At 65.8% G+C, this 20,363-nt stretch carries 21 protein-coding genes; 11 read left to right on the top strand and 10 right to left on the bottom strand.

The window, feature by feature from the left end:
• Positions 1-10: 10 nt before the first annotated feature.
• Positions 11-1,078 carry a DUF2066 domain-containing protein gene (locus ACIPG5_RS15550; RefSeq protein WP_176515689.1) on the bottom strand — a complete coding sequence of 356 codons (1,068 nt, stop codon included), beginning with the start codon at positions 1,076-1,078 and terminating at the stop codon, positions 11-13.
• A gap of 381 nt (positions 1,079-1,459) precedes the next feature.
• On the opposite strand from ACIPG5_RS15550, the gene purM reads away from it, so the two are divergent.
• The 4 genes from purM to ACIPG5_RS15570 all read left to right on the top strand — a co-directional run bounded on the left by purM (position 1,460) and on the right by ACIPG5_RS15570 (position 4,244).
• On the top strand, positions 1,460-2,518 hold the full coding sequence (gene purM, locus ACIPG5_RS15555; protein ID WP_176515691.1) for a phosphoribosylformylglycinamidine cyclo-ligase: 1,059 nt from the start codon (positions 1,460-1,462) through the stop codon (positions 2,516-2,518).
• Complete coding sequence (gene purN / locus ACIPG5_RS15560) at positions 2,518-3,171, top strand: phosphoribosylglycinamide formyltransferase (protein ID WP_401376136.1); 654 nt, start codon at positions 2,518-2,520, stop codon at positions 3,169-3,171. Before purM ends, purN begins: the two co-directional genes overlap by 1 nt.
• Before the next feature lie 8 nt (positions 3,172-3,179).
• Positions 3,180-3,890 (top strand): DUF3108 domain-containing protein, encoded by a 711-nt coding sequence (locus tag ACIPG5_RS15565; RefSeq protein WP_401376139.1) that lies wholly within the window; start codon positions 3,180-3,182, stop codon positions 3,888-3,890.
• A gap of 171 nt (positions 3,891-4,061) precedes the next feature.
• Positions 4,062-4,244 carry a hypothetical protein gene (locus ACIPG5_RS15570; RefSeq protein WP_176515697.1) on the top strand — a complete coding sequence of 61 codons (183 nt, stop codon included), beginning with the start codon at positions 4,062-4,064 and terminating at the stop codon, positions 4,242-4,244.
• Between the two features lie 46 nt (positions 4,245-4,290).
• On the opposite strand, the gene ACIPG5_RS15575 is transcribed toward ACIPG5_RS15570, so the two are convergent.
• From ACIPG5_RS15575 to ACIPG5_RS15605, 7 genes are all read right to left on the bottom strand, one after another.
• Positions 4,291-4,830, bottom strand: a complete 540-nt coding sequence (locus ACIPG5_RS15575; protein WP_176515699.1) for a DUF2058 domain-containing protein — start codon at positions 4,828-4,830, stop codon at positions 4,291-4,293.
• A gap of 26 nt (positions 4,831-4,856) precedes the next feature.
• Positions 4,857-5,690, bottom strand: a complete 834-nt coding sequence (gene mazG / locus ACIPG5_RS15580) for a nucleoside triphosphate pyrophosphohydrolase (protein WP_176515701.1) — start codon at positions 5,688-5,690, stop codon at positions 4,857-4,859.
• Positions 5,691-5,781: 91 nt separating this feature from the next.
• A complete protein-coding gene (gene relA, locus ACIPG5_RS15585) occupies positions 5,782-8,022 on the bottom strand; it encodes a GTP diphosphokinase (protein ID WP_176515703.1) in 2,241 nt (746 codons plus the stop codon).
• Between the two features lie 99 nt (positions 8,023-8,121).
• Positions 8,122-9,480, bottom strand: coding sequence for a 23S rRNA (uracil(1939)-C(5))-methyltransferase RlmD (rlmD, locus tag ACIPG5_RS15590; protein ID WP_401376143.1), 1,359 nt, complete (start codon positions 9,478-9,480; stop codon positions 8,122-8,124).
• Positions 9,481-10,380, bottom strand: a complete 900-nt coding sequence (cysM, locus tag ACIPG5_RS15595; RefSeq protein WP_024717686.1) for a cysteine synthase CysM — start codon at positions 10,378-10,380, stop codon at positions 9,481-9,483.
• Between the two features lie 87 nt (positions 10,381-10,467).
• On the bottom strand, positions 10,468-11,850 hold the full coding sequence (locus tag ACIPG5_RS15600; RefSeq protein ID WP_176515709.1) for a sensor histidine kinase: 1,383 nt from the start codon (positions 11,848-11,850) through the stop codon (positions 10,468-10,470).
• 3 nt (positions 11,851-11,853) lie between these two features.
• The gene (locus ACIPG5_RS15605; RefSeq protein WP_176515711.1) at positions 11,854-12,570 is read right to left on the bottom strand and encodes a response regulator transcription factor; all 717 of its coding nucleotides are present in this window, start codon (positions 12,568-12,570) and stop codon (positions 11,854-11,856) included.
• Between the two features lie 196 nt (positions 12,571-12,766).
• On the opposite strand from ACIPG5_RS15605, the gene ACIPG5_RS15610 reads away from it, so the two are divergent.
• From ACIPG5_RS15610 to ACIPG5_RS15625, 4 genes are all read left to right on the top strand, one after another.
• Entirely contained in the window at positions 12,767-15,526 is a 2,760-nt protein-coding gene (locus ACIPG5_RS15610) for a response regulator (RefSeq protein WP_401376147.1), read from the top strand.
• Between the two features lie 153 nt (positions 15,527-15,679).
• Positions 15,680-16,669, top strand: a complete 990-nt coding sequence (locus ACIPG5_RS15615) for a 2-hydroxyacid dehydrogenase (RefSeq protein WP_236238126.1) — start codon at positions 15,680-15,682, stop codon at positions 16,667-16,669.
• 31 nt (positions 16,670-16,700) lie between these two features.
• Positions 16,701-17,138, top strand: a complete 438-nt coding sequence (locus ACIPG5_RS15620) for a hypothetical protein (protein ID WP_176518345.1) — start codon at positions 16,701-16,703, stop codon at positions 17,136-17,138.
• Positions 17,135-17,539: an META domain-containing protein gene (locus ACIPG5_RS15625; protein WP_236193741.1), complete on the top strand. Its 405-nt coding sequence runs from the start codon at positions 17,135-17,137 to the stop codon at positions 17,537-17,539. The genes ACIPG5_RS15620 and ACIPG5_RS15625 overlap by 4 nt, the downstream gene beginning before the upstream one ends.
• 120 nt (positions 17,540-17,659) lie before the next feature.
• Here ACIPG5_RS15625 and ACIPG5_RS15630 read toward each other — a convergent pair whose 3' ends face one another.
• The gene (locus ACIPG5_RS15630) at positions 17,660-18,124 is read right to left on the bottom strand and encodes a TlpA disulfide reductase family protein (RefSeq protein WP_176518367.1); all 465 of its coding nucleotides are present in this window, start codon (positions 18,122-18,124) and stop codon (positions 17,660-17,662) included.
• An 85-nt stretch (positions 18,125-18,209) separates the two neighbouring features.
• Here ACIPG5_RS15630 and arsC point away from each other — a divergent pair, with 85 nt between their 5' ends.
• Genes arsC through ACIPG5_RS15645 form a run of 3 tightly spaced genes read left to right on the top strand, consistent with a single transcriptional unit; the run spans position 18,210 to position 19,571 of the window.
• Positions 18,210-18,563, top strand: a complete 354-nt coding sequence (gene arsC / locus ACIPG5_RS15635; RefSeq protein WP_401376152.1) for an arsenate reductase (glutaredoxin) — start codon at positions 18,210-18,212, stop codon at positions 18,561-18,563.
• The gene (wrbA, locus tag ACIPG5_RS15640; protein WP_176518365.1) at positions 18,560-19,156 is read left to right on the top strand and encodes an NAD(P)H:quinone oxidoreductase; all 597 of its coding nucleotides are present in this window, start codon (positions 18,560-18,562) and stop codon (positions 19,154-19,156) included. The genes arsC and wrbA overlap by 4 nt, the downstream gene beginning before the upstream one ends.
• A gap of 1 nt (position 19,157) precedes the next feature.
• Positions 19,158-19,571 (top strand): DUF2069 domain-containing protein, encoded by a 414-nt coding sequence (locus ACIPG5_RS15645; RefSeq protein ID WP_176518364.1) that lies wholly within the window; start codon positions 19,158-19,160, stop codon positions 19,569-19,571.
• A gap of 117 nt (positions 19,572-19,688) precedes the next feature.
• Here ACIPG5_RS15645 and ACIPG5_RS15650 read toward each other — a convergent pair whose 3' ends face one another.
• A complete protein-coding gene (locus ACIPG5_RS15650; protein ID WP_401376155.1) occupies positions 19,689-20,360 on the bottom strand; it encodes a DNA-3-methyladenine glycosylase I in 672 nt (223 codons plus the stop codon).
• Positions 20,361-20,363 lie beyond the last annotated feature (3 nt).

The raw sequence follows: 20,363 nt of genomic DNA on the forward strand, positions 1-20,363 counted from the left end.
GCATCACTCCTTACCAGCGAAAGCGCAAGCCGTCGAACGGCTTGGCTGCAGGCTGGGCGGCGGCGGGCTGGCCCGGCGCCGGCGGGGTGCCCGTTGCGGGCGGTGCAGCCAGGGCGGGGGCCTGTTCGGCCGGCACTTCCTGCAACTTGGCCAGGCCAAGCTGGGCGCGCAATTGCTCGCGGTCGGCGGTCACGGCGTAGGTCAGGGTATTGCCGTCGGCGAGCTGCAGGCGCGGCCCGTAGGGTTCGAGCACACGGCCCAGTTCGGCATAACGCTGCAGGTTCATGCCCTGCACCTGTAGCTGCAACTGGCTGCTGGCGCCCGGCCGGGTCACGTAGCGTGGCGCCAGGCGGTTGCTCACGGCGAGCATGACCGCGTCGGCCAGCGCGGCCTGGTCGGCCCCTTCGGCATTGCCTTGTTCGTGCTGCTTGCCCAGCCACAGCTGCCACTTGCCTTGCCACTTGCCGTCGGCCTCCTGGGCGTGCACCGCCAGCAGCGCATCGGCGCCGTAACGCTCGGCGGCCTGGCGCAGCGGCGCGGGGTCGCTGCCTTCCAGTTGCTTGGCATTGGCCACCAGCTGCTCCTGCAGGTCGGCCAGCGGCAGGCGCAGTGGCAGGCCACGGTGCTGGGCGGCGCGGCGCAGGGGTTGGGCGCTGGCCTGGCCATCGCCAACCAGGTTGCTGCCTTCGGCGTTGTCGTTGAGCCACCAGCCGAGGATCGAGGGCCGGTTGCTGCCCCACAGGGCCAGCCCGGCCTTGCGCAAGGCGCGCTCGGTGCTGCCGGGGTCGAACTCGACCATCACCGATTCGGGCGGGCCCGCGTCGGTGCCGACCTGGTTGATGATTTGTTGCGGGTCCTTGCGCAGCTCGGCCAGCGCCGGGCTCTGCGCCGCCTTGGGGTCGCCGGTCAGGCGCAGCACCAGGGTATCCAGGGCCTTGGCGGTGGCGGCGGTACGGGCTTCGGCGCCCTGCCCTTCGACGGCCTCGCGCACCTGGTAGAGGCCGGAGACGTTTTCCGCCTGGGCGGCGAGGCTGGCAAGGGCGAGACAACCCGCTGCCAGGTAATTGAGAAGTCGCATGCAGGATTCCTGTCCAGATAACACGGAACAACGTGAGCGTAGCGCAGGGTGGGACCGTTGCTGAGGGCAAAGTGCTCCCACTACCTTATAGAGGGTTGGCCGTGGCAACCAGTGAGCGTGGGTGAAATGGCTGTCACCCAGCCTGTGGCGCCGCCATCGCCGCCAGGCTGGCTCCCAAAGGTTTGCATTGCCGCTCGATTGGCCATGATTTTCAGCATTTCCTGCCCTGCCCGTCGGCCTGAGGATGGCCGCTGCCCGGCAACCCTGATAAAATCGCGCGCCTTCACAGACCTCTGACGTTTCAGGCAGCCGCCGCCTCCCAGCCGGCCTTGGCCGTCACGGTCGTTTTTACGAATCCCTCCCTCTTAAAGGCCTGGATCAATGAGCAAGCAACCCTCCCTGAGCTACAAGGACGCCGGTGTAGACATCGACGCCGGCGAAGCACTGGTCGAACGCATCAAGGGCGTGGCAAAACGCACCGCACGCCCTGAAGTCATGGGTGGCCTGGGTGGCTTCGGCGCCCTCTGCGAGATCCCGGCCGGCTACAAGCAGCCTGTGCTGGTCTCCGGCACCGACGGCGTCGGCACCAAGCTGCGCCTGGCGCTGAACCTGAACAAGCACGACAGCATCGGCCAGGACCTGGTCGCCATGTGCGTCAACGACCTGGTGGTCTGTGGCGCCGAGCCGCTGTTCTTCCTCGACTACTACGCCACCGGCAAGCTCAACGTCGACGTGGCCGCCACCGTGGTCACCGGCATCGGCGCCGGCTGTGAACTGGCTGGCTGCTCCCTGGTTGGCGGCGAAACTGCCGAGATGCCGGGCATGTACGAAGGCGAAGACTACGACCTGGCCGGCTTCTGCGTCGGCGTGGTGGAAAAGGCCGAAATCATCGACGGCTCCAAGGTCGCTACCGGTGACGCGCTGATCGCCCTGCCGTCCTCCGGCCCGCACTCCAACGGCTACTCGCTGATCCGCAAGATCCTCGAAGTGTCGGCCACCGACATCGAGAACACCCAGCTCGACGGCAAGCCGCTGACCGACCTGCTGATGGCGCCGACCCGCATCTACGTCAAGCCGCTGCTGCAACTGATCAAGAACACCGGTGCCGTCAAGGCCATGGCCCACATCACCGGTGGCGGCCTGCTGGACAACATCCCGCGCGTCCTGCCGGCCAACGCCCAGGCCGTGATCGACGTGGCCAGCTGGCAGCGCCCGGTGGTGTTCGACTTCCTGCAGGAAAAAGGCAACGTCGATGAGCACGAAATGCACCGCGTGCTGAACTGCGGCGTGGGCATGGTCATCTGCGTGGCCCAGGACCAGGTCGAAGCGGCCCTGAACGAACTGCGCGCCGCCGGCGAGCAGCCATGGGTCATCGGCCGCATCGAACAGGCCGCCGAAGGCGCAGCCCAGGTCGAGCTGCAGAACCTCAAGGCACACTGATGCCGAGTTCGCCCTGCAATGTCGTGGTACTGCTGTCGGGTTCCGGCAGCAACCTGCAAGCCCTGATCGACAGCTGCCGCGGTGAAGCCAGCGCAGTACGCATCGTCGCGGTGATTTCCAACCGCGCCGATGCCTATGGCCTGCAACGGGCCGCGGCGGCGGGCATCGCCACCGCGGTGCTGGATCACACCGGCTTTGACGGGCGCGAGGCCTTCGATGCGGCGCTGATGGCGCGCATCGACGGTTTCAACCCCGACCTGGTGGTGCTGGCCGGTTTCATGCGTATCCTCAGCGGCGGCTTCGTGCGCCACTACCAGGGCCGCCTGCTCAACATCCACCCGTCGCTGCTGCCCAAGTACAAGGGCCTGCATACCCACCGCCGGGCCCTGGAAGCAGGCGACGCCGAGCACGGCTGCAGCGTACACTTCGTCACCGAGGAACTCGATGGCGGGCCTCTGGTCGTACAGGCTGTGGTACCGGTAGTGCCAGGCGATAGCGCTGAAAGCCTCGCGCAGCGGGTACACCACCAGGAACACCAGATCTACCCGCTGGCGATGCACTGGTTTGCCGAGGGGCGCTTGCGCCTGGGCGAACAGGGTGCGTTACTGGATGGCCAGCCGTTGCCGGCCAGTGGTCATTTGATCCGACCCTAGGAGAATTTATGCGTCGCGCCCTGCTCTTGGCTCTTGCCGTGCTTGCCCTGCCGCTCCAGGCAGCTGACCTGAAGCCTTTCTCGGCCAGCTACACCGCCGACTGGAAACAACTGCCCATGAGTGGCACTGCCGAACGCAGCCTGGTGAAAAACGCCAACGGTACATGGGACCTTAACTTCAAGGCGTCCATGATGATCGCCAGCCTGACCGAGCAAAGCACCCTGCGCCTGGACAACGACACCCTGCAGCCGCAGAAGTACCACTTCGAACGCGGTGGCCTGGGCAAGGCCAAGAAGGTCGACCTGACCTTCGACTGGAACGCCAAGAAAGTGACCGGCAGCGACCGCGGCGACGCAGTCAGCCTGCCGCTCAACCGTGGCGTGCTGGACAAGTCGTCCTACCAGCTGGCCCTGCAGCACGATGTGGCCGCCGGCAAGAAAAGCATGACCTACCAGGTGGTCGACGGTGACGAAATCGACACCTACGACTTCCGCGTGCTGGGCACCGAGAAAGTCACCACCAAGACCGGCCAGGTCGATGCGGTGAAGGTCGAGCGCGTGCGTGACCCTAGCCAGAGCAAGCGCATCACCGAGCTGTGGTTTGCCAAGGATTGGGACTACCTGCTGGTGCAACTGCGCCAGGTCGAGACCGACGGCAAGGAGTACGTGATCGTGCTGCAGGATGGCACGGTCGATGGCCGCACGGTGAAGGGTAACTGAAGCGCTGCAGCCTGCTTGCCTGAAACCCCGCCTGGTGCGGGGTTTCTTTTTGTCGGCGCGCCAACATGAAACTTGTTTCATCGCCGTTTTATTTACTTAGCCTGCTAACAAACTCTATAAAAGGGGTGTGCGACACAGTGTCGCAACCAACCCAAGAAGTGGAGTTTACCGATGACTGTCCAAGTAACCGAACGCGACGAATCGAGAATGTCCCACGAAGGCCTGGCCGCTGGCGTGCGGATCTGGGATGTGCACCAGCAAGGCCAGCTGGTGGGCATGTTCCACAATGAACACGAAGCTCACCAGTACCGCGTAGAGCTCGAAGACCTGGAAAACCAGCGCACCACGCAATGACCCCGTCTTCCATGAAAAAGCCCCGCCTAGGCGGGGCTTTTTGCATTTACCACATCAGATCGTCAGGGATCTTGTAGGCCGCGTAGGGGTCATCCTCGTCCGCTTCCTCGACATGGGTGTTGAGCAGCAGGATGCGGTTAGGGTCGCGCTCCTGGATCTTCACCGCCGCCTCACGCGGAATCACTTCGTAGCCACCGCCATGGGCAACGATTGCCAGTGCGCCATTGCTCAGCTTGCTGCGCATCAGGGCGTTGACGGCGATGCGCTTGACCTTCTTGTCATCGACGAAGTTGTAGTAATCCTCGGTGTTCAGCTTGGGCAGGCGGGTCGCCTCGATCAGCTGCTTGACCTGTGCGGCGCGGGCCTTTTGCTCGGCCTTTTCCTGCTGCTGGCGGTTCAGCTCCTGGTCGCGCTTGGCCTTCTCGGCCATGGCTTCCTTGGCCAGGCGCTGCTGGCTGTCGTCGACTTCGACCTGGCCTTTGTGCTCCAGGCGTTTTTGTTTCTTCTCGGCCTTGTTGGCCTGGGAGACCTGTTTCTGGTTGACCAGACCGGCCTTGAGCAATTGATCGCGAAGGGAAAGACTCATGGATGTTCACTCACTTATGCAGCTACTCAGCCGCAGCTGGGCAGGTTCTTTTCCTGACGTTTGGCTTCCCCCCAGAGGGCGTCCAGTTCGTCAAGGTTACATGCTTCAATCGCCCGACCACTGTCGCGCAATGCCTGTTCGATGAAGCGGAAACGCCGCTCGAACTTGCGGTTGGCGCGGCGCAGGGCGTTTTCCGGGTCTTGCTTAAGGTGGCGGGCCAGGTTGACCGCGGCGAACAGCAGGTCGCCGACTTCATCTTCCAGCGCGTCGGCATCGCCGTCGGCCATGGCCTGCAGCACTTCGTCGAGTTCCTCGCGGACCTTGTCGAGCACCGGCAGGGCCTCGGGCCAGTCGAAACCGACGGTGGCCGCGCGCTTTTGCAGTTTGGCTGCCCGCGACAGGGCCGGCAAGGTTGCAGGCACGTCATCGAGCAGCGAAAGCTGCTGCGGGTCGCTGTTTTCGGCACGCTCTTCGGCCTTGATCTCTTCCCAGCGCGACTTGACCTGGGCCTCGCTCAGGCTGGGGGTGTCCAGCGGCGCATACAGCTCGCCCGTGGGGAATACGTGGGGGTGGCGGCGGATGAGCTTGCGGGTGATGCCGTCGACCACGCCGTCGAACTCGAAACGCCCCTCCTCCCTGGCCAGCTGGCTGTAGTAGACCACCTGGAACAGCAGATCGCCGAGTTCGCCCTGCAGGTGCTCGAAGTCGCCGCGCTCGATGGTGTCGGCGACTTCGTAGGCTTCCTCGATGGTGTGCGGGACGATGCTCGCGTAGTTCTGCTTGAGGTCCCATGGGCAGCCATATTGCGGGTCGCGCAGGCGGGCCATGAGGTGCAGCAGGTCTTCGAGGGTGTAGGTCATTTAGGCAGGTCCTTCGGTGGTGCCTGTATCGCGGATGAATCCGCTCCTACCGGGTAGGAGCGGATTCATCCGCGAAGAAGGCACCGCAGTCTCAAGGGGTTCGATTACGCCGCGTCTCGATGATGTTCGGCAACTGCGAGATCCTGCCCAGCAGGCGCCCCAGCGCATCCAGGCCGGGAATCTCGATGGTCAGCGACATCAGCGCGGTGTTGTCTTCCTTGTTCGAGCGGGTGTTCACCGCCAGCACGTTGATCTTCTCGTTGAGCAGCACCTGCGACACGTCGCGCAGCAGGCCCGGGCGGTCGTAGGCACGGATGACGATATCGACCGGGTAGGTCTGCACCGGGATCGGGCCCCAGCTCACCTGGATCATCCGCTCCGGCTCGCGCCCGGCCAGCTGCAGCACCGAGGCGCAGTCCTGGCGGTGAATGCTCACGCCGCGGCCCTGGGTGATGTAGCCGACGATGGCGTCGCCCGGCAGTGGCTGGCAGCAGCCGGCCATCTGCGTCAGCAGGTTGCCCACGCCCTGGATCTGGATATCGCCACGCTTGCCGGTGCGCGGGCCGGTAGGCTTGCGCGGCACCAGTTCGATCTGCTCGATGCGCTCGGGCTCGAGCAGCTGCTGGGCGGCATTGACCAGGTGCGCCAGGCGCAGGTCGCCAGCACCGAGCGAGGCGAACATGTCCTCGGCGGTCTTGACGTTGGTCTTCTCGGCCAGGCGCTCGAAGTCCACCTGGGGCAGGCCCAGGCGGCTCAGTTCGCGCTCAAGCAAGGTCTTGCCGGCGGCGACGTTCTGGTCGCGTGCCTGCAGCTTGAACCAGTGGACGATCTTCGCCCGCGCCCGCGAGGTGGTGACGTAGCCGAGGTTGGAGTTCAGCCAGTCGCGGCTCGGGTTGCCGTGCTTGCTGGTGATGATCTCCACCTGCTCGCCGGTCTGCAGGCTGTAGTTGAGCGGCACGATGCGCCCGTTGATCTTGGCGCCACGGCAGTTGTGGCCGATCTCGGTGTGCACGCGGTAGGCGAAGTCCAGCGGCGTGGCGCCCTTGGGCAAGTCGATGGCATGGCCGTCGGGGGTGAACACATAGACCCGGTCCGGCTCGATATCGACGCGCAGCTGCTCGGCCAGGCCACCGATGTCGCCCAGCTCTTCGTGCCATTCGAGGACCTGGCGCAGCCAGGAGATCTTCTCTTCGTAGTGGTTGGAGCTGGGCTTGACGTCGGTGCCCTTGTAGCGCCAGTGGGCGCAGACACCGAGCTCGGCCTCTTCGTGCATGCCGTGGGTACGGATCTGCACTTCCAGCACCTTGCCCTCGGGGCCGATCACCGCGGTGTGCAGCGAGCGGTAGCCGTTCTCCTTGGGGTTGGCGATGTAGTCGTCGAATTCCTTGGGGATGTGCCGCCAGAGGGTGTGGACGATGCCCAGCGCGGTGTAGCAGTCGCGCACCTCCGGCACCAGCACGCGCACCGCGCGCACATCGTAGATCTGGCTGAATTCCAGGCCTTTGCGCTGCATCTTGCGCCAGATCGAATAGATGTGTTTGGCCCGGCCACTGATGTCGGCGTTGACGCCGGTGGCCAGCAGCTCGTTCTGCAGCTGGTTCATCACGTCGCTGATGAAGCGCTCGCGATCCAGCCGGCGCTCGTGCAGGAGCTTGGCGATCTGCTTGTACTGATCGGGTTCGAGGTAGCGGAAGGACAGGTCTTCCAGCTCCCACTTGATATGGCCGATGCCCAGGCGGTGCGCCAGTGGTGCGTAGATGTCGAACACCTCGCGGGCCACGCGCAGGCGCTTTTCGTCATCGGCGGACTTCACCGCACGGATCGCGCAGGTACGCTCGGCCAGCTTGATCAAGGCCACGCGCACGTCGTCGACCATGGCCACGAGCATCTTGCGCAGGTTCTCGACCTGCGCCTGGGAGCCGAGCACCAGCGACTGGCGCGGGCTGAGGCTGGCGCTGATGGCGGCCATGCGCAGCACGCCGTCGATCAGCTTGGACACCACCGGGCCAAAACGCTGGCCGACTTCGGCCAGGGTCACCTTGCCTTCGCGCACCGAACGATAGATGACCGCCGCCACCAGGGAGTCCTGGTCGAGCTTGAGGTCGGCGAGGATTTCGGCGATTTCCAGGCCCGCCTGGAAGCTGGAAGTACCGTCGGCCCATGAATGCTTGGCTGGGTTGCCCTTCTTCTCGATTTCCTGGGCGAACTCGCAGGCCTCCTTGAGTGCCACGCGATCCAATGCCGAATCGACGCTCACCACATGATCCAGCCATGCTTCGAGATTGATACTGCCGTCGGTGTTGACCGGCTGGTGCACTCTCACCTGTACCATCTTTGTTTTACCTTTCCATACAGCGCACTACACGGGTGCGCTGGCTATCACCGTGTGGCTTCCAGTCCGTGGAAACCGCACCAAGGGGCGCCCAATTGGCTAGCCCGCTTCGAATAACGCCATGGCCTCGACATGTGCCGTCTGAGGAAACATGTCGAGAATCCCGGCCCTTTTTAACCGGTACCCCTGGCCGACCAGCACCTGGGCGTCTCGCGCCAGCGTGGCCGGGTTGCACGATACGTAGACCAGACGTTTGGCCTTGAGGCGGGCGATGCCTTGCACCACCTCGAACGCACCGTCGCGCGGTGGATCCAAGAGTACCGCAGAAAAGCCCTCGGCGGCCCATCCGGCGCCCGCCAAAGGCTGCGATAAATCGGCCTGAAAAAACGCTGCGTTATGCACATCGTTGTTTCGGGCATTGGCCGCGGCCCGATCGACCATGGCCTGCACACCTTCCACCGCCACCACTTCGCGCGCCTGGCGGGCCAGCGGCAGGGCGAAGTTGCCCAGGCCGCAGAACATGTCCAGCACGCGCTCGTCGGCTTGCGGTGCGAGCCAGGCCAGGGCCTGCTCGATCATTGCCGTGTTGACCTGGGCGTTGACCTGGACGAAATCGCCCGGGCGCCAGGCCAGCTCCAGTTGCCAGGGCGCCAGGGCAAAGCCGAGTTTCGCCTCGGCCTCCACCGGCGCAGGCTCGCCCTCGCCTTGCAGCCAGAGCTGCGCCTTGGCTTCATGGCAGAACGCCTCGAGGCGCGCCAGGTCTTCTGCCGGCAACGGCATCACGTGGCGCACCAGCACCGCCTCGGCGGTGCCGCTGAACAGCTCCACATGGCCGATCGCCTGCGGCTTGCCGAGCGAGCGCAGCACGGTCGGCAAGTGGCGAAGAATAGATTGCAAAGGCTGTACCAGCACCGCGCAGTCATCGATGGAAACAATGTCCTGGCTGGCCTCGGCACGAAAGCCCACTTCCAACTGGCGTGCCTTCACATCCCAGCGCACCGCAACCCTCGCCCGGCGCCGGTAGCCGAACTCAGGTCCGCTCAACGGCGCGGCCCACTCCTCGGGCTGCACGCCGGCAACCCGCTGCAGTTGCTCGGCCAGGGTGCGCTGCTTGAGCGCCAGCTGAGCCTCGTGGGGCAGGTGCTGCAAGTTGCAGCCACCGCAGCGGTCATAGTGACGGCACGGCGCCTCGCGGCGCTCGGGGCTGGCCTGCAGCACCCGCTCCAGGCGCGCCTCGACCACCTTGCCGCGGGCATTGAGCACCCGCGCCTCGACCGCCTCGCCGGCCAGTGCGCCACTGACGAACCAGGTGCGCCCTTCGAGGAAGGCGATGCCGCGGCCGTCACCGGCCAGGCGCTCGATTTCCAGGCGCTGTTTCTTGCCCACGGGGACCTGTGGGGTGCGGTTACCGCCGGCCGGCTGGAAGCGCAGGCCGCTGTTGCTTTTCTTTCTGGACATTTAGCTCGGGTCGAACAGGCCGGTGGACAGGTAACGGTCGCCGCGGTCACAGATGATCGCGACCATCACCGCGTTTTCCACTTCGCGGGACAGGCGCAGCATGGCTGCCACCGCACCACCGGAAGACACGCCGCAGAAAATGCCCTCTTCGCGGGCAAGACGGCGGGTGGTGTCTTCGGCTTCCTGCTGGGACATGTCGACCACGCGGTCGACACGGGTGGCGTCGAAGATTTTCGGCAGGTACTCCTCGGGCCAGCGGCGAATGCCCGGGATCGCCGAGCCTTCCATCGGCTGCAGGCCGATGATCTGCACCGCCGGGTTCTGCTCCTTGAGGTACTGCGAGCAGCCCATGATGGTACCGGTGGTGCCCATGGAGCTGACGAAATGGGTGATGCTGCCCTGGGTCTGCTGCCAGATCTCGGGGCCGGTGCTGTTGTAGTGGGCGATCGGGTTGTCGCCATTGGCGAACTGGTCGAGGACCAGGCCACGGCCTTCGGCCTGCAGCTTCTCGGCCAGGTCGCGGGCGCCTTCCATGCCCTCCTCCTTGGTCACCAGGATCAGCTCGGCGCCATAAGCGGTCATGGCGGCCTTGCGCTCGGCGGTGGAGTTGTCGGGCATGATCAGGATCATCTTGTAGCCCTTGATCGCCGCCGCCATGGCCAGGGCGATGCCGGTGTTGCCGGAGGTGGCTTCGATCAGGGTGTCGCCGGGCTTGATCTGGCCACGCAGTTCGGCGCGGGTGATCATCGACAGGGCCGGGCGGTCCTTCACCGAGCCGGCGGGATTGTTACCTTCGAGCTTGAGCAGGAGGGTATTGCTGGTTTCTCCAGCGATGCGCTGCAGGCGAACCAGGGGCGTATTGCCGACGCAATCGGCGATGGTTGGGTACTGCAAGGTCATGGTGTATTTCACAATCCGGACGGCAGGGGCGACTATCATACCGGCAAACCCCTCGCCGCCATATCACGCAATCTGTAGTCGCTATAGCTACAAGCTATATGCAGCAGGAGATGGGGCCGCGACGGGTTGCACATGCACCGGCAAGCGCATGCACAGGCGCAGCCCGCGCTTGCCATTCTCGGCCCACAAGGTGCCGCCCTGGCGCTGGATTGCACTGCGGGCGATGCTCAACCCCAGGCCGAAACCGCCGTCCCCGGGGCGCGAGCCGTCGAGGCGGGAAAACGGCGCGAAGATGCGCTCAAGATCAGCCTCGGCCACGCCGCCGCCCTCGTCCTCCAACCACAACCGCCAGTAGCCGCCCTCTCGCTGGCCGCCCAGGCGCACCAGGGCGTTTTCCGGCGAATGGCGGATGGCATTGCGCAGCATGTTCTCCAGGGCCTGGGCCAAGTGGTTGAGGTTGCCGTGCACCCAGCAGTGGGCCGGCAGCTCGCAGCGCAGGCGTTCGGGCGACCAGCCGCTTTCATAGCAGGCATCTTCGACCAGCAGTTCCCACAAGGCCTGCAGCTGGATCGGCTCAAGGTTCATCGGCGCCCGCTCGGCATCCTGCCAGGCCAGTTGCAAGGTGTCTTCGACCAGTTGCTGCATGCAGTCCACTTCGCGGCCCAGCCGTTCGCGCAGGCGGGCCAGGTCGGTTTCACCGTCACAGGCCACGCGCAGGCGGCTCAAGGGCGTGCGCATTTCGTGGGACAGGTCGCGCAGCAGTTGCTGCTGCATGGCCACCGTGCCCTGCAGGCGCTCGGCCATCTGGTCGAAGGCGCGGGCCAGCTCGCCCAGCTCGTCATGCCGGGCGATGGTGCGCGAGTCCAGGCGTGCCGAAAGCTGGTCGGCGCGCCAGGCGTTGGCCTGTTCGCGCAGCTGGTTGAGCGGCACGATCAGCATGCGGTACAGGCCGATGCACAGCAGCAAGGTGAACAGGCCAGGGATGATGCCGTTGGTGACGATGCGCCAGGCCAGCAGGTACTGGCCTGGGGTGAAGCGGGTCGGCAGCTCGATCACCAGCATGCCCTGCTCCGGCGCCCCGGGAAACGGAATGCGCAGCCAGGGCTGGTCGACGCTGCGCCGGCTCATGGGCCAGTCGACGCCGCGCAGGCGGGTCAGGCGCTGCATGATCTGCGGGCTCAGGGTGGCACTGTTCAAGGGCCGCAGGTTGCTGTCGAGCACCCCCACCCAGCCCTGCTCGCGCCCGTGCATGCCTTCCAGCCAGCGGTCCAGCCCGGCTTGCCCGCCGCGGCGCCAGGCCTGCTCGGCCTCGCTGGCATAGCCACGCAGCACTTGGCGGGCGGGCTCATCGAGAAAGGCGTTCTGGGTATCCATGTGGCGGCCCCAGGTGTAGCTGAGGCCGATCATCAACAAGCAGAAGCCGACCAGCAGGATGGCCAGTTTCCAGAACAGCGAATGGCGGTCGAGCATCGCTCACTCCGCCTCGCCGACGCTGAGCACGTAGCCTTTGCCCCAGACGGTACGGATCTGCCGCTCGTGGTAGCCGATGGCCTTGAGCTTGCGGCGGATCTGGCTGACGTGCATGTCCAGGCTGCGGTCATGCCGCGAATAGCCGCGCTGCAGCACCTGCTGATAAAGGAAGGGTTTGCTCATCACTTCGTCGAAGTTGCGGTTGAGGATGTCGAACAGGCGGTATTCGCTTGGCGTCAGCCCGGCGTGCTGGCCGCCCAGGCTGACATCGCAGAGGTTCTCGTCGAAGCGCAGTTCGCCACTGGCCAGGTCCTGCGCAGGCTGGTGGCGGCGCTCGAGGGCGACGCGGCGCAGGATGGCTTCGATGCGCACCTGCAATTCGGCCATGCTGAAGGGCTTGGGCAGGTAGTCGTCGGCGCCGCGCTGGAAGCCGCAGATGCGGTCGGCCTCAGCCCCCAGCGCCGACATCAGGATCACCGGCGTGGCACTGCGCCTGCGCAGCTGGGCCAGGGCGTCCAGGCCGTTGAGACCAGGCAGGAGGATGTCCATCAGCACCACGTCGAACATCTGCCGGCCGGCCGTTTCCAGGCCTTCGAGGCCGTTGCGGCACCAGGTCACCTGGAAGCCGCCACGCTGCAATTCTTCGTGCAGATAGGCGCCCAGCACCGGGTCGTCCTCGATGGCCAGGATACTGGAAGTGTGATTCGCTACGGGATTCATTGGCAACTGCCATGCATTCTCAATTACGTGGGATTATTGGGCATGCTTCCGATCTAGGCAACCGCCCCGCGACCGGCGCCGCGGCGCCTTGGCAAAATCACCGGCAAAAGGGTGCATTCATGCCGCAGGCGGAGTAACTTTCCGCTTTGGTTCGTGGCGCAGGCCACGGCGTACAGGCACATGACAGGAGGCTGGTGTGCTCGATCGTTTGGGAATCCGCAGCCGGGTTCTGCTGCTGGCATTGCTGCCCGCCATCCTGATGGCCCTGGTGCTGGGCTGCTATTTCACCTGGTTGCAGCAAAATGAATTGCGCACCCAGTTGCTCCAGCGCGGCAAGATGATTGCCGAGCAGCTGGCCCCGCTGGCCGCCCCGGCCCTGGCCAGGCAGGCGCCTGCGCAGCTCGAGCGGATTGCCGCGCAAACCCTGGAGCAGGCCGATGTGCGCGCCGTAGCGTTCCTGGCCCCGGACCGCAGCCGCCTGGCCCATGCCGGCCCGAGCATGATCAACCAGCCGCCCAGCGGCGGCACCGGCACCCAGTTGCTGCAGCGCAGCGGCAACGATGCCACCCGCTACCTGATGCCGGTGTTCGGCCATCACCGCGACCTGGCCACCGATGCCGTGCCAGCGGAAGCCGAGCGCCTGCTGGGCTGGGTCGAAATCGAGCTGTCCCACGACGGCACCCTGCTGCGCGGCTACCGCAACCTGTTCACCAGCGTGCTGCTGATCCTCGTCTGCCTGGGCCTCAGCGCCCTGCTGGCGATACGCATGAGCCGCACCATCAACGACCCGATCGCGCGCATCAAGCACGCGGTCAACCAGCTCAAGGACGGCCACCTCGAAGAACGCCTCCCGGCAATGAGCAGCCACGAGCTGGACGAACTGGCGCGGGGCATCAACCGCATGGCCGAAACCCTGCACAGTGCCCACGAAGAGCTGCAGCACAGCATCGACCAGGCCACCGAGGACGTGCGTCAGAACCTGGAAACCATCGAGATCCAGAACATCGAGCTGGACATGGCGCGCAAGGAGGCCCTGGAGGCCAGCCGCATCAAGTCCGAGTTCCTGGCCAACATGAGCCACGAGATCCGCACGCCGCTCAACGGCATCCTCGGCTTCACCCATCTGCTGCAGAAAAGCGAGCTCACGCCGCGCCAGCTCGACTACCTGAACACCATCGAAAAGTCCGCCGACAACCTCTTGGGGATCATCAACGAGATCCTCGACTTCTCCAAGATCGAGGCCGGCAAGCTGGTGCTCGACAGCATCCCGTTCAACCTGCGCGACCTGGTCCAGGACACCCTCACCATCCTCGCCCCCGCCGCCCACGCCAAGCAGCTCGAGCTGCTCAGCCTGATCTACCGCGACACGCCGACCTCGCTGATCGGTGACCCGCTGCGGCTCAAGCAGATCCTCACCAACCTGGTGAGCAACGCCATCAAGTTCACCCGCGAAGGCACCATCGTCGTGCGCGCCATGCTCGAGGACGAACAGGAAGACAGCGCGCAACTGCGCATCAGCGTGCAGGACACCGGCATCGGCCTGTCGCCGCAGGATGTGCGCACGCTGTTCCAGGCCTTCAGCCAGGCCGACAACTCGCTGGCCCGGCAACCCGGCGGCACCGGCCTGGGGCTGGTGATTTCCAAACGCCTGATCGAGCAGATGGGCGGCGAGATCGGGGTCGACAGCACGCCGGGCGAAGGCTCGCAGTTCTGGATCAGCCTGAGCCTGCCCAAGGCACACGACGATATCGAGGAGCACCCGCTGCAACCGCTGCTGGGCCGACGCGCCGCGGTGGTCGATGGCCACGAGCTGGCGCGCCAGGCCCTGGAGCACCAGCTGGAGGATTGCGGCCTGAGCGTGAGCCTGTTCGCCTCCTACGAGCAGCTGCTGCAAGGCGTGCAGGCGGGCTTCCAGGGCGGCATGCCGTTCGAGTTCGCGGTGTTTGGCGCAAGCCTTGGCAACCTCACGCCGGAGCAGCTGGGTGACTATCACCAGCAGCTGGAGCGCTATCACTGCCAGTGCGTGGTGCTGTGCCCGACCACCGAGCAGGCGCTGTACCACCCCTACCTGCCCAATGGCCACGGCCAGCTGCTGTCCAAGCCGACCTGCACGCGCAAGCTGCGCCGCCTGTTGCTGGAGCTGGTGCAGCCGCGCCGCCCGCTGGGCGAAGCAGGCCCCGGGCACAAGGGCGAGCGCCAGGCGAAGATCCTCTGCGTCGACGACAATGCCGCCAACCTGCTGCTGGTGCAGACCTTGCTCGAGGACCTGGGCGCCGACGTGCTGGCGGTCGACAACGGCCATGCCGCGCTGCAGGCGGTGCAGAGCGAAAGCTTCGACCTGGTGCTGATGGACGTGCAGATGCCGGGCATGGATGGCCGCGCCTGCACCGAGCAGATCCGCCTGTGGGAAAACACCCAGAGCGGCAACCCGCTGCCGATCGTCGCCCTCACCGCCCACGCCATGGCCAACGAGAAACGCGCCTTGCTGCACAGCGGCATGGACGACTACCTGACCAAACCGATCAGCGAGCGCCAGCTGGCCCAGGTGGTGATGAAGTGGACCGGCCTGAGCCTGGGCGCCGCGCCCCTGGAGCGTGCCGACGAGCAGCAGGCCGAAGGCCACGAACTGCAGGTGCTCGACCCTGACGAAGGGCTGCGCCTGGCCGCCGGCAAGCCGGACCTTGCGGCCGACATGCTGGCCATGCTGCTGGCCTCGCTGGACAGCGACCGCGAGGCGATCCGTGCGGCGCGCGAAGCCGAGGACCGCACGGCGCTGATCGAGCAGGTGCACCGGCTCAACGGCGCCTCTCGCTATTGCGGCGTGCCGCAGCTGCGCGCAGCCTGCCAGCGCAGCGAAACCTTGCTCAAGCAGGACCATCCGCAGGCGCAGCAGGCCCTGGATGACCTGGACGGGGCGATCTGCCGGCTGGCGGCCCAGGCGCGGCTCAGCGCCTGAGTTCAAGGGCCCTGTCGCCGGCAAGCCGGCTCCCACAGGTACCTCACGGTTCTTCATGTGGGAGCCGGCTTGCCGGCGATAGGGCCGGCACAGGTCAACATCCATCCCTGGCAGCCGGCTACACTCCCCACTCTCGAAATAGGAAGCCCCACCATGCGCGCCCTGTTGTTCAGCAGCCAGCACTACGACCAGGAAAGTTTCACCCAGGCCGGCCGCGACCTGGCCGTGGAGCTGCACTTCCAGCCCGCCCGGCTGACCCTCGACACGGCCGCCCTGGCCCAGGGCTTCGAGGTGGTGTGCCCGTTCATCAACGACGAGCTCGACGCCCAGGTGCTGCAGCGCCTGGCGGCCGGCGGCACGCGCCTGATCGCCCTGCGTTCGGCCGGCTACAACCACGTCGACCTGGCCGCCGCGCAGCGCCTGGGCCTGGCGGTGGTGCGGGTGCCGGCCTATTCGCCGCATGCCGTGGCCGAACATGCCGTGGCGCTGATCCTGGCCCTGAACCGCCGCCTGCACCGCGCCTACAACCGCACCCGCGAAGGCGATTTCACCCTGCATGGCCTGACCGGCTTCGACCTGCACGGCAAGACGGTGGGCGTGGTCGGCACCGGGCAGATTGGCGCTGCCTTCGCCCGCATCATGGCCGGTTTCGGCTGCCAGCTGCTGGCCTACGACCCCTACCCCAACCCGGAGCTGCTGGCGCTGGGCGCGCGCTACCTGGAGCTGCCCGAACTGCTGCGCGAGGCGCGCATCATCAGCCTGCACTGCCCGCTGACCGAGCACACCAAGCACCTGATCAACGCCCGCAGCCTGGCCGAGCTGCAACCCGGCGCCATGCTGATCAACACCGGCCGCGGCGCGCTGGTGGACACCCCGGCGCTGATCGATGCGCTGAAAAGCGGGCAGCTGGGTTACCTGGGCCTGGACGTCTATGAAGAGGAAGCGCAGCTGTTCTTCGAGGACCGCTCCGACCTGCCGCTGCAGGACGATGTGCTGGCGCGCCTGCTGACCTTCCCCAACGTGATCATCACCGCGCACCAGGCGTTCCTCACCCGCGAAGCGCTGGACGCCATCGCCGCCACCACCCTGGACAACATCATCCGCTGGGCGGCGGGCAAACCGCAGAATCAGGTCTCGGGTTAATGCTAGGATACGCGGCATTTCTGGAGGACCCATGGTCGAGCACGATTTCCGCTACACCCTTTTCAACCCGCAACACACCCTGATCGAGTGCCGCGCGCTGCTGCCGGGCCGTTACCAGGTGACCGGCAACGGCGGATCGATGCACAAGGGCGACACCCTGCTGGTGACCCTCAAGGGCAGCAAGGACCTGGCCATGCGCCTGACCGTGGAAAGCGTGCGCCACCTGATCAACCCGCGTGGCCAGTGGGTAGCCGTGGCCAGCGGCCCGGTATTCAACGAGCTGGAAATCCTCACCTGGCAGGTCGAATGCGACAGCTGCGACGCCGTGCTGGACTTCGAGTTCGCCGTGGACGCCAAGCTGGGCAAGAAAGCCCGCCAGCCGGCCGCCACCGCACGCATCACCGAGCTGGGCTGGGCCAGCCGTGGCGACAAGCACCTGTGCCCGCAATGCCAGGAGAGCGCCGCGTGAAGAATGTGTTGTCCGGGGTGCTGATCGCCAGCGCCCTGCTGGGTTGCGCCGCCGAACCTTCCAAGCTGCAGCAGGAACGCAGCTATGTGCTGGAGTGGATCGGCGAACGCCCGCTGATCGACTACAGCCACCTGACCCTGACCTTGGCCAGCGACGGCCGCGCCTACGGCAATGCGGGCTGCAACCATTGGTTTGCGCCATATACGCTCGATGGCGAGCACCTGAGCTTCGGCAAGGTCGGCAAGACCCGCAAGCTGTGCGCGCCGGCGCTGATGGAGCAGGAGAAGCACTTCCTGCAGGCGCTGGAGACCGTGCAGCGCTGGGATGTGTCGCCCATCGAGCAGATGCGCTTCTGGCCGGCTGAAGGCAAGCCTTTGCGCTTCTGGCCTGAGGAAGGCTGAGGAAATTTGGGGCCGCTTTGCGGCCCTTTCGCGACACAAGGCCGCTCCTACAGCGGGCATGCAATCTCGGGTAGGAGCGGCCTTGTGTCGCGAATGGGCTGCAAGGCAGCCCCCAAAGCATCAAGCGCCTTTCAGGGCCTTGATCTTGGCGTTCAGCCCTTCCAGGGTCTGCTCGCCCAGCAGTTGCTCGCGCACCTTGCCCTTATCATCGATGATGTAGGTCACCGGCAGCGCCTCGCTGCGCGGCAGGTCGTAGCGTTCAGCCGGATCCTGCGCCAGCACGGTGAAGCCGATGCCCAGCGTCTCGGTCGCCTGCTTCAGGTCCTGCCCCTGCAAGCCGTCGAAGTTCACCCCGACCACCTTGATGCCCTCGGCCGCCCATTGCTTGGCCGCGGTGTTCAATTCCGGTATTTCGGTACGGCACGGGCCACACCATTCGGCCCAGTAGTTGAGCACCAGCCAGTGCCCGTCGAGCTGCTCGGCTTTCACCGTATTACCGTGTTGGTCCACGCCGTAGTCGGCACCGCAACCACCGAGCAACAGGCTCGCGGTGATGGCCAGTACTGCTGCCAAACGCCTTGCCATGGGTCAATCCTTCTCAAGTTTTCAAGCAAATGGTTCAGTCGCTGCGGTTAGAATAGCCGCCACACCCAGCTGGATGCGACCCGACATGACTGACCTGACGCTCTATCATAACCCGCGCTGCTCGAAATCCCGCGGCGCGCTGGAACTGCTCGAACAGCGGGGCCTGGCACCAACCATCGTGCGTTACCTGGAAACCCCGCCCGACGCCGCCACCCTCAAGGCGCTGCTCGGCAAGCTGGGCATCGCCCCACGCCAGCTGCTGCGCACCGGCGAAGACGAATACAAGGCACTGGACCTGGCCAACCCGGCGCTCAACGATGCGCAACTCATCGACGCCATGGCCGCGCACCCGAAACTGATCGAACGGCCGATCCTTGTCGCCGGTGACAAGGCGGTGATCGGCCGCCCGCCAGAGAAGGTGCTGGAGATCCTGCCGTGAGCGCGCCCTACATCCTGGTGCTGTACTACAGCCGTCATGGCTCGACCAGCGAGATGGCCCGGCACATTGCCCGTGGCATCGAGCTCGCGGGCATGGAAGCGCGCCTGCGCACGGTGCCGGCGATTTCCACCGAATGCGAAGCCGTGGCCCCGGACATCCCGGCCAGCGGCGCGCTGTACGCCACCCTCGACGACCTGCGCCACTGCGCGGGCCTGGTGCTGGGCAGCCCGACCCGCTTCGGCAACATGGCCGCGCCGTTGAAGTACTTCCTCGACGGCACCAGCAGCCTGTGGCTGGGCGGCGAACTGGTGGGCAAGCCCGCCGCGGTGTTCACCTCCACCGCCAGCCTGCACGGCGGCCAGGAAACCACCCTGCTGTCGATGATGCTGCCGCTGATGCACCACGGCATGCTGGTGATGGGCCTGCCCTACAGCGAGTCGGCGCTGCTCGAGACCCGCGGTGGCGGCACGCCTTATGGCGCCAGCCATCACGCCGGTGCCGATGGCAAGCGTGAACTGGATCAACACGAAATTGCCCTGTGCCGCGCCCTTGGCCAACGCCTGGCGACCACGGCCAAGGCTCTGGAGGCCTGAGGTGGCGAGAAAGCCCAAGGTGTTGCCGGCGCTGGCCTGGCTGGAGCCGCGCGTGCGCCTGACGCGGGCGCTGAGCCTGGCCTGCTTCTTCGGCCTGATCGCGTTGCTGGTGGTGAACAACCTGTGGTTCGCCAACCTGCACGGGGCGCGGGTCGAGGTGATTCTGGCGATCGAGCTGGTGCCTTTGCTGTTGCTGCTGCCGGGCATGCTGATGGGCAGCGCCCGGGCGCATGCCTGGACCTGCTTCGTGGTGAACATCTATTTCATCAAGGGCGTGCTGGCGGCGTTCGACCCGGCCCGGGCGGTGTTTGGCTGGGTAGAGGTGCTGGTCAGCCTGGGGTTGTTCGTCAGTGGGCTGCTGTTCGTGCGCTGGAAGTTTCAGCAGGAGCGGCGGATGGCGGGCGAAGGGAGCTGAAGTCTGGGGCTGCTTTGCAGCCCTTTCGCGACACAAGGCCGCTCCTACAGAGGAATGCGTATCCCTGTAGGAGCGGCCTTGTGTCGCGAAAGGGCCGCAAAGCGGCCCCCGACGGCCTCAATGATTGACGGTATGCGCCAGCATCACCGACAACTGGCACAGCGGCCGCCCGCTCTGTTCGTGCCACTGGTTGAACGCCTGCTGCACCAGTGCCAGGTCGCGCCGGCTGGTCGGCGGCTTGTCGATGACCTTCTGCGCAATCAACGCAGCCGCCATGTCGTCGGTGGGGATGAAGGTGTCCTTGCCGACCATGCGCAGGAAGCGCGGCGCCGACAACCCACCCATCTGGTTGCCCTGCTTGGCCAGGTACTTCCACAGCCCGACGATATCGTTCACCGGCCAGTCGGCGATGAACGCGCCGAAACTGCCCTTCTCCTTCGCCACGTCGAGAATCATCTGCGCATTGCGCGGCACGCTCTTGAGCTTGCCCAGGTGGCGGATGATGCGCTCGTCGTGCATCAACCGCTCCAGGTGCTCGGCGCCCATCAGCACCACCTTTTGCGGGTCGAAACCGAAGAACACCTGCTCGAACGCCGGCCACTTGGCATCCACCAGGCTGTGCTTGAGGCCTGCGCGGAACACGCGCAGGGCCAGGGTCGACAGGTAGCGGTCGTCGGCGATGTCGCGCAACTGCGCCGGCGTGCGCGGCTGCGGCAGGAAGGCTTCCAGCGCCTGGGCCGAGCCGAAGCGGTTCAGGCAGTACTCATGCAGCCACTGGTAATCGCGCATGGG

Origin of the sequence: Pseudomonas sp. NPDC087029 (genome assembly GCF_044745345.1) — a bacterium.
Lineage (GTDB): Bacteria > Pseudomonadota > Gammaproteobacteria > Pseudomonadales > Pseudomonadaceae > Aquipseudomonas > Aquipseudomonas faucium.

What these genes read in the sequence shown, in the direction of transcription:
- ACIPG5_RS15550 (WP_176515689.1), bottom strand. Translation starts at nt 1,078, where the DNA reads ATGCGACTTCTCAATTACCTGGCAGCGGGTTGTCTCGCCCTTGCCAGC.
- purM (WP_176515691.1), top strand. Translation starts at nt 1,460, where the DNA reads ATGAGCAAGCAACCCTCCCTGAGCTACAAGGACGCCGGTGTAGACATC.
- purN (WP_401376136.1), top strand. Translation starts at nt 2,518, where the DNA reads ATGCCGAGTTCGCCCTGCAATGTCGTGGTACTGCTGTCGGGTTCCGGC.
- ACIPG5_RS15565 (WP_401376139.1), top strand. Translation starts at nt 3,180, where the DNA reads ATGCGTCGCGCCCTGCTCTTGGCTCTTGCCGTGCTTGCCCTGCCGCTC.
- ACIPG5_RS15570 (WP_176515697.1), top strand. Translation starts at nt 4,062, where the DNA reads ATGACTGTCCAAGTAACCGAACGCGACGAATCGAGAATGTCCCACGAA.
- ACIPG5_RS15575 (WP_176515699.1), bottom strand. Translation starts at nt 4,830, where the DNA reads ATGAGTCTTTCCCTTCGCGATCAATTGCTCAAGGCCGGTCTGGTCAAC.
- mazG (WP_176515701.1), bottom strand. Translation starts at nt 5,690, where the DNA reads ATGACCTACACCCTCGAAGACCTGCTGCACCTCATGGCCCGCCTGCGC.
- relA (WP_176515703.1), bottom strand. Translation starts at nt 8,022, where the DNA reads ATGGTACAGGTGAGAGTGCACCAGCCGGTCAACACCGACGGCAGTATC.
- rlmD (WP_401376143.1), bottom strand. Translation starts at nt 9,480, where the DNA reads ATGTCCAGAAAGAAAAGCAACAGCGGCCTGCGCTTCCAGCCGGCCGGC.
- cysM (WP_024717686.1), bottom strand. Translation starts at nt 10,380, where the DNA reads ATGACCTTGCAGTACCCAACCATCGCCGATTGCGTCGGCAATACGCCC.
- ACIPG5_RS15600 (WP_176515709.1), bottom strand. Translation starts at nt 11,850, where the DNA reads ATGCTCGACCGCCATTCGCTGTTCTGGAAACTGGCCATCCTGCTGGTC.
- ACIPG5_RS15605 (WP_176515711.1), bottom strand. Translation starts at nt 12,570, where the DNA reads ATGAATCCCGTAGCGAATCACACTTCCAGTATCCTGGCCATCGAGGAC.
- ACIPG5_RS15615 (WP_236238126.1), top strand. Translation starts at nt 15,680, where the DNA reads ATGCGCGCCCTGTTGTTCAGCAGCCAGCACTACGACCAGGAAAGTTTC.
- ACIPG5_RS15620 (WP_176518345.1), top strand. Translation starts at nt 16,701, where the DNA reads ATGGTCGAGCACGATTTCCGCTACACCCTTTTCAACCCGCAACACACC.
- ACIPG5_RS15630 (WP_176518367.1), bottom strand. Translation starts at nt 18,124, where the DNA reads ATGGCAAGGCGTTTGGCAGCAGTACTGGCCATCACCGCGAGCCTGTTG.
- arsC (WP_401376152.1), top strand. Translation starts at nt 18,210, where the DNA reads ATGACTGACCTGACGCTCTATCATAACCCGCGCTGCTCGAAATCCCGC.
- ACIPG5_RS15650 (WP_401376155.1), bottom strand. Translation starts at nt 20,360, where the DNA reads ATGCGCGATTACCAGTGGCTGCATGAGTACTGCCTGAACCGCTTCGGC.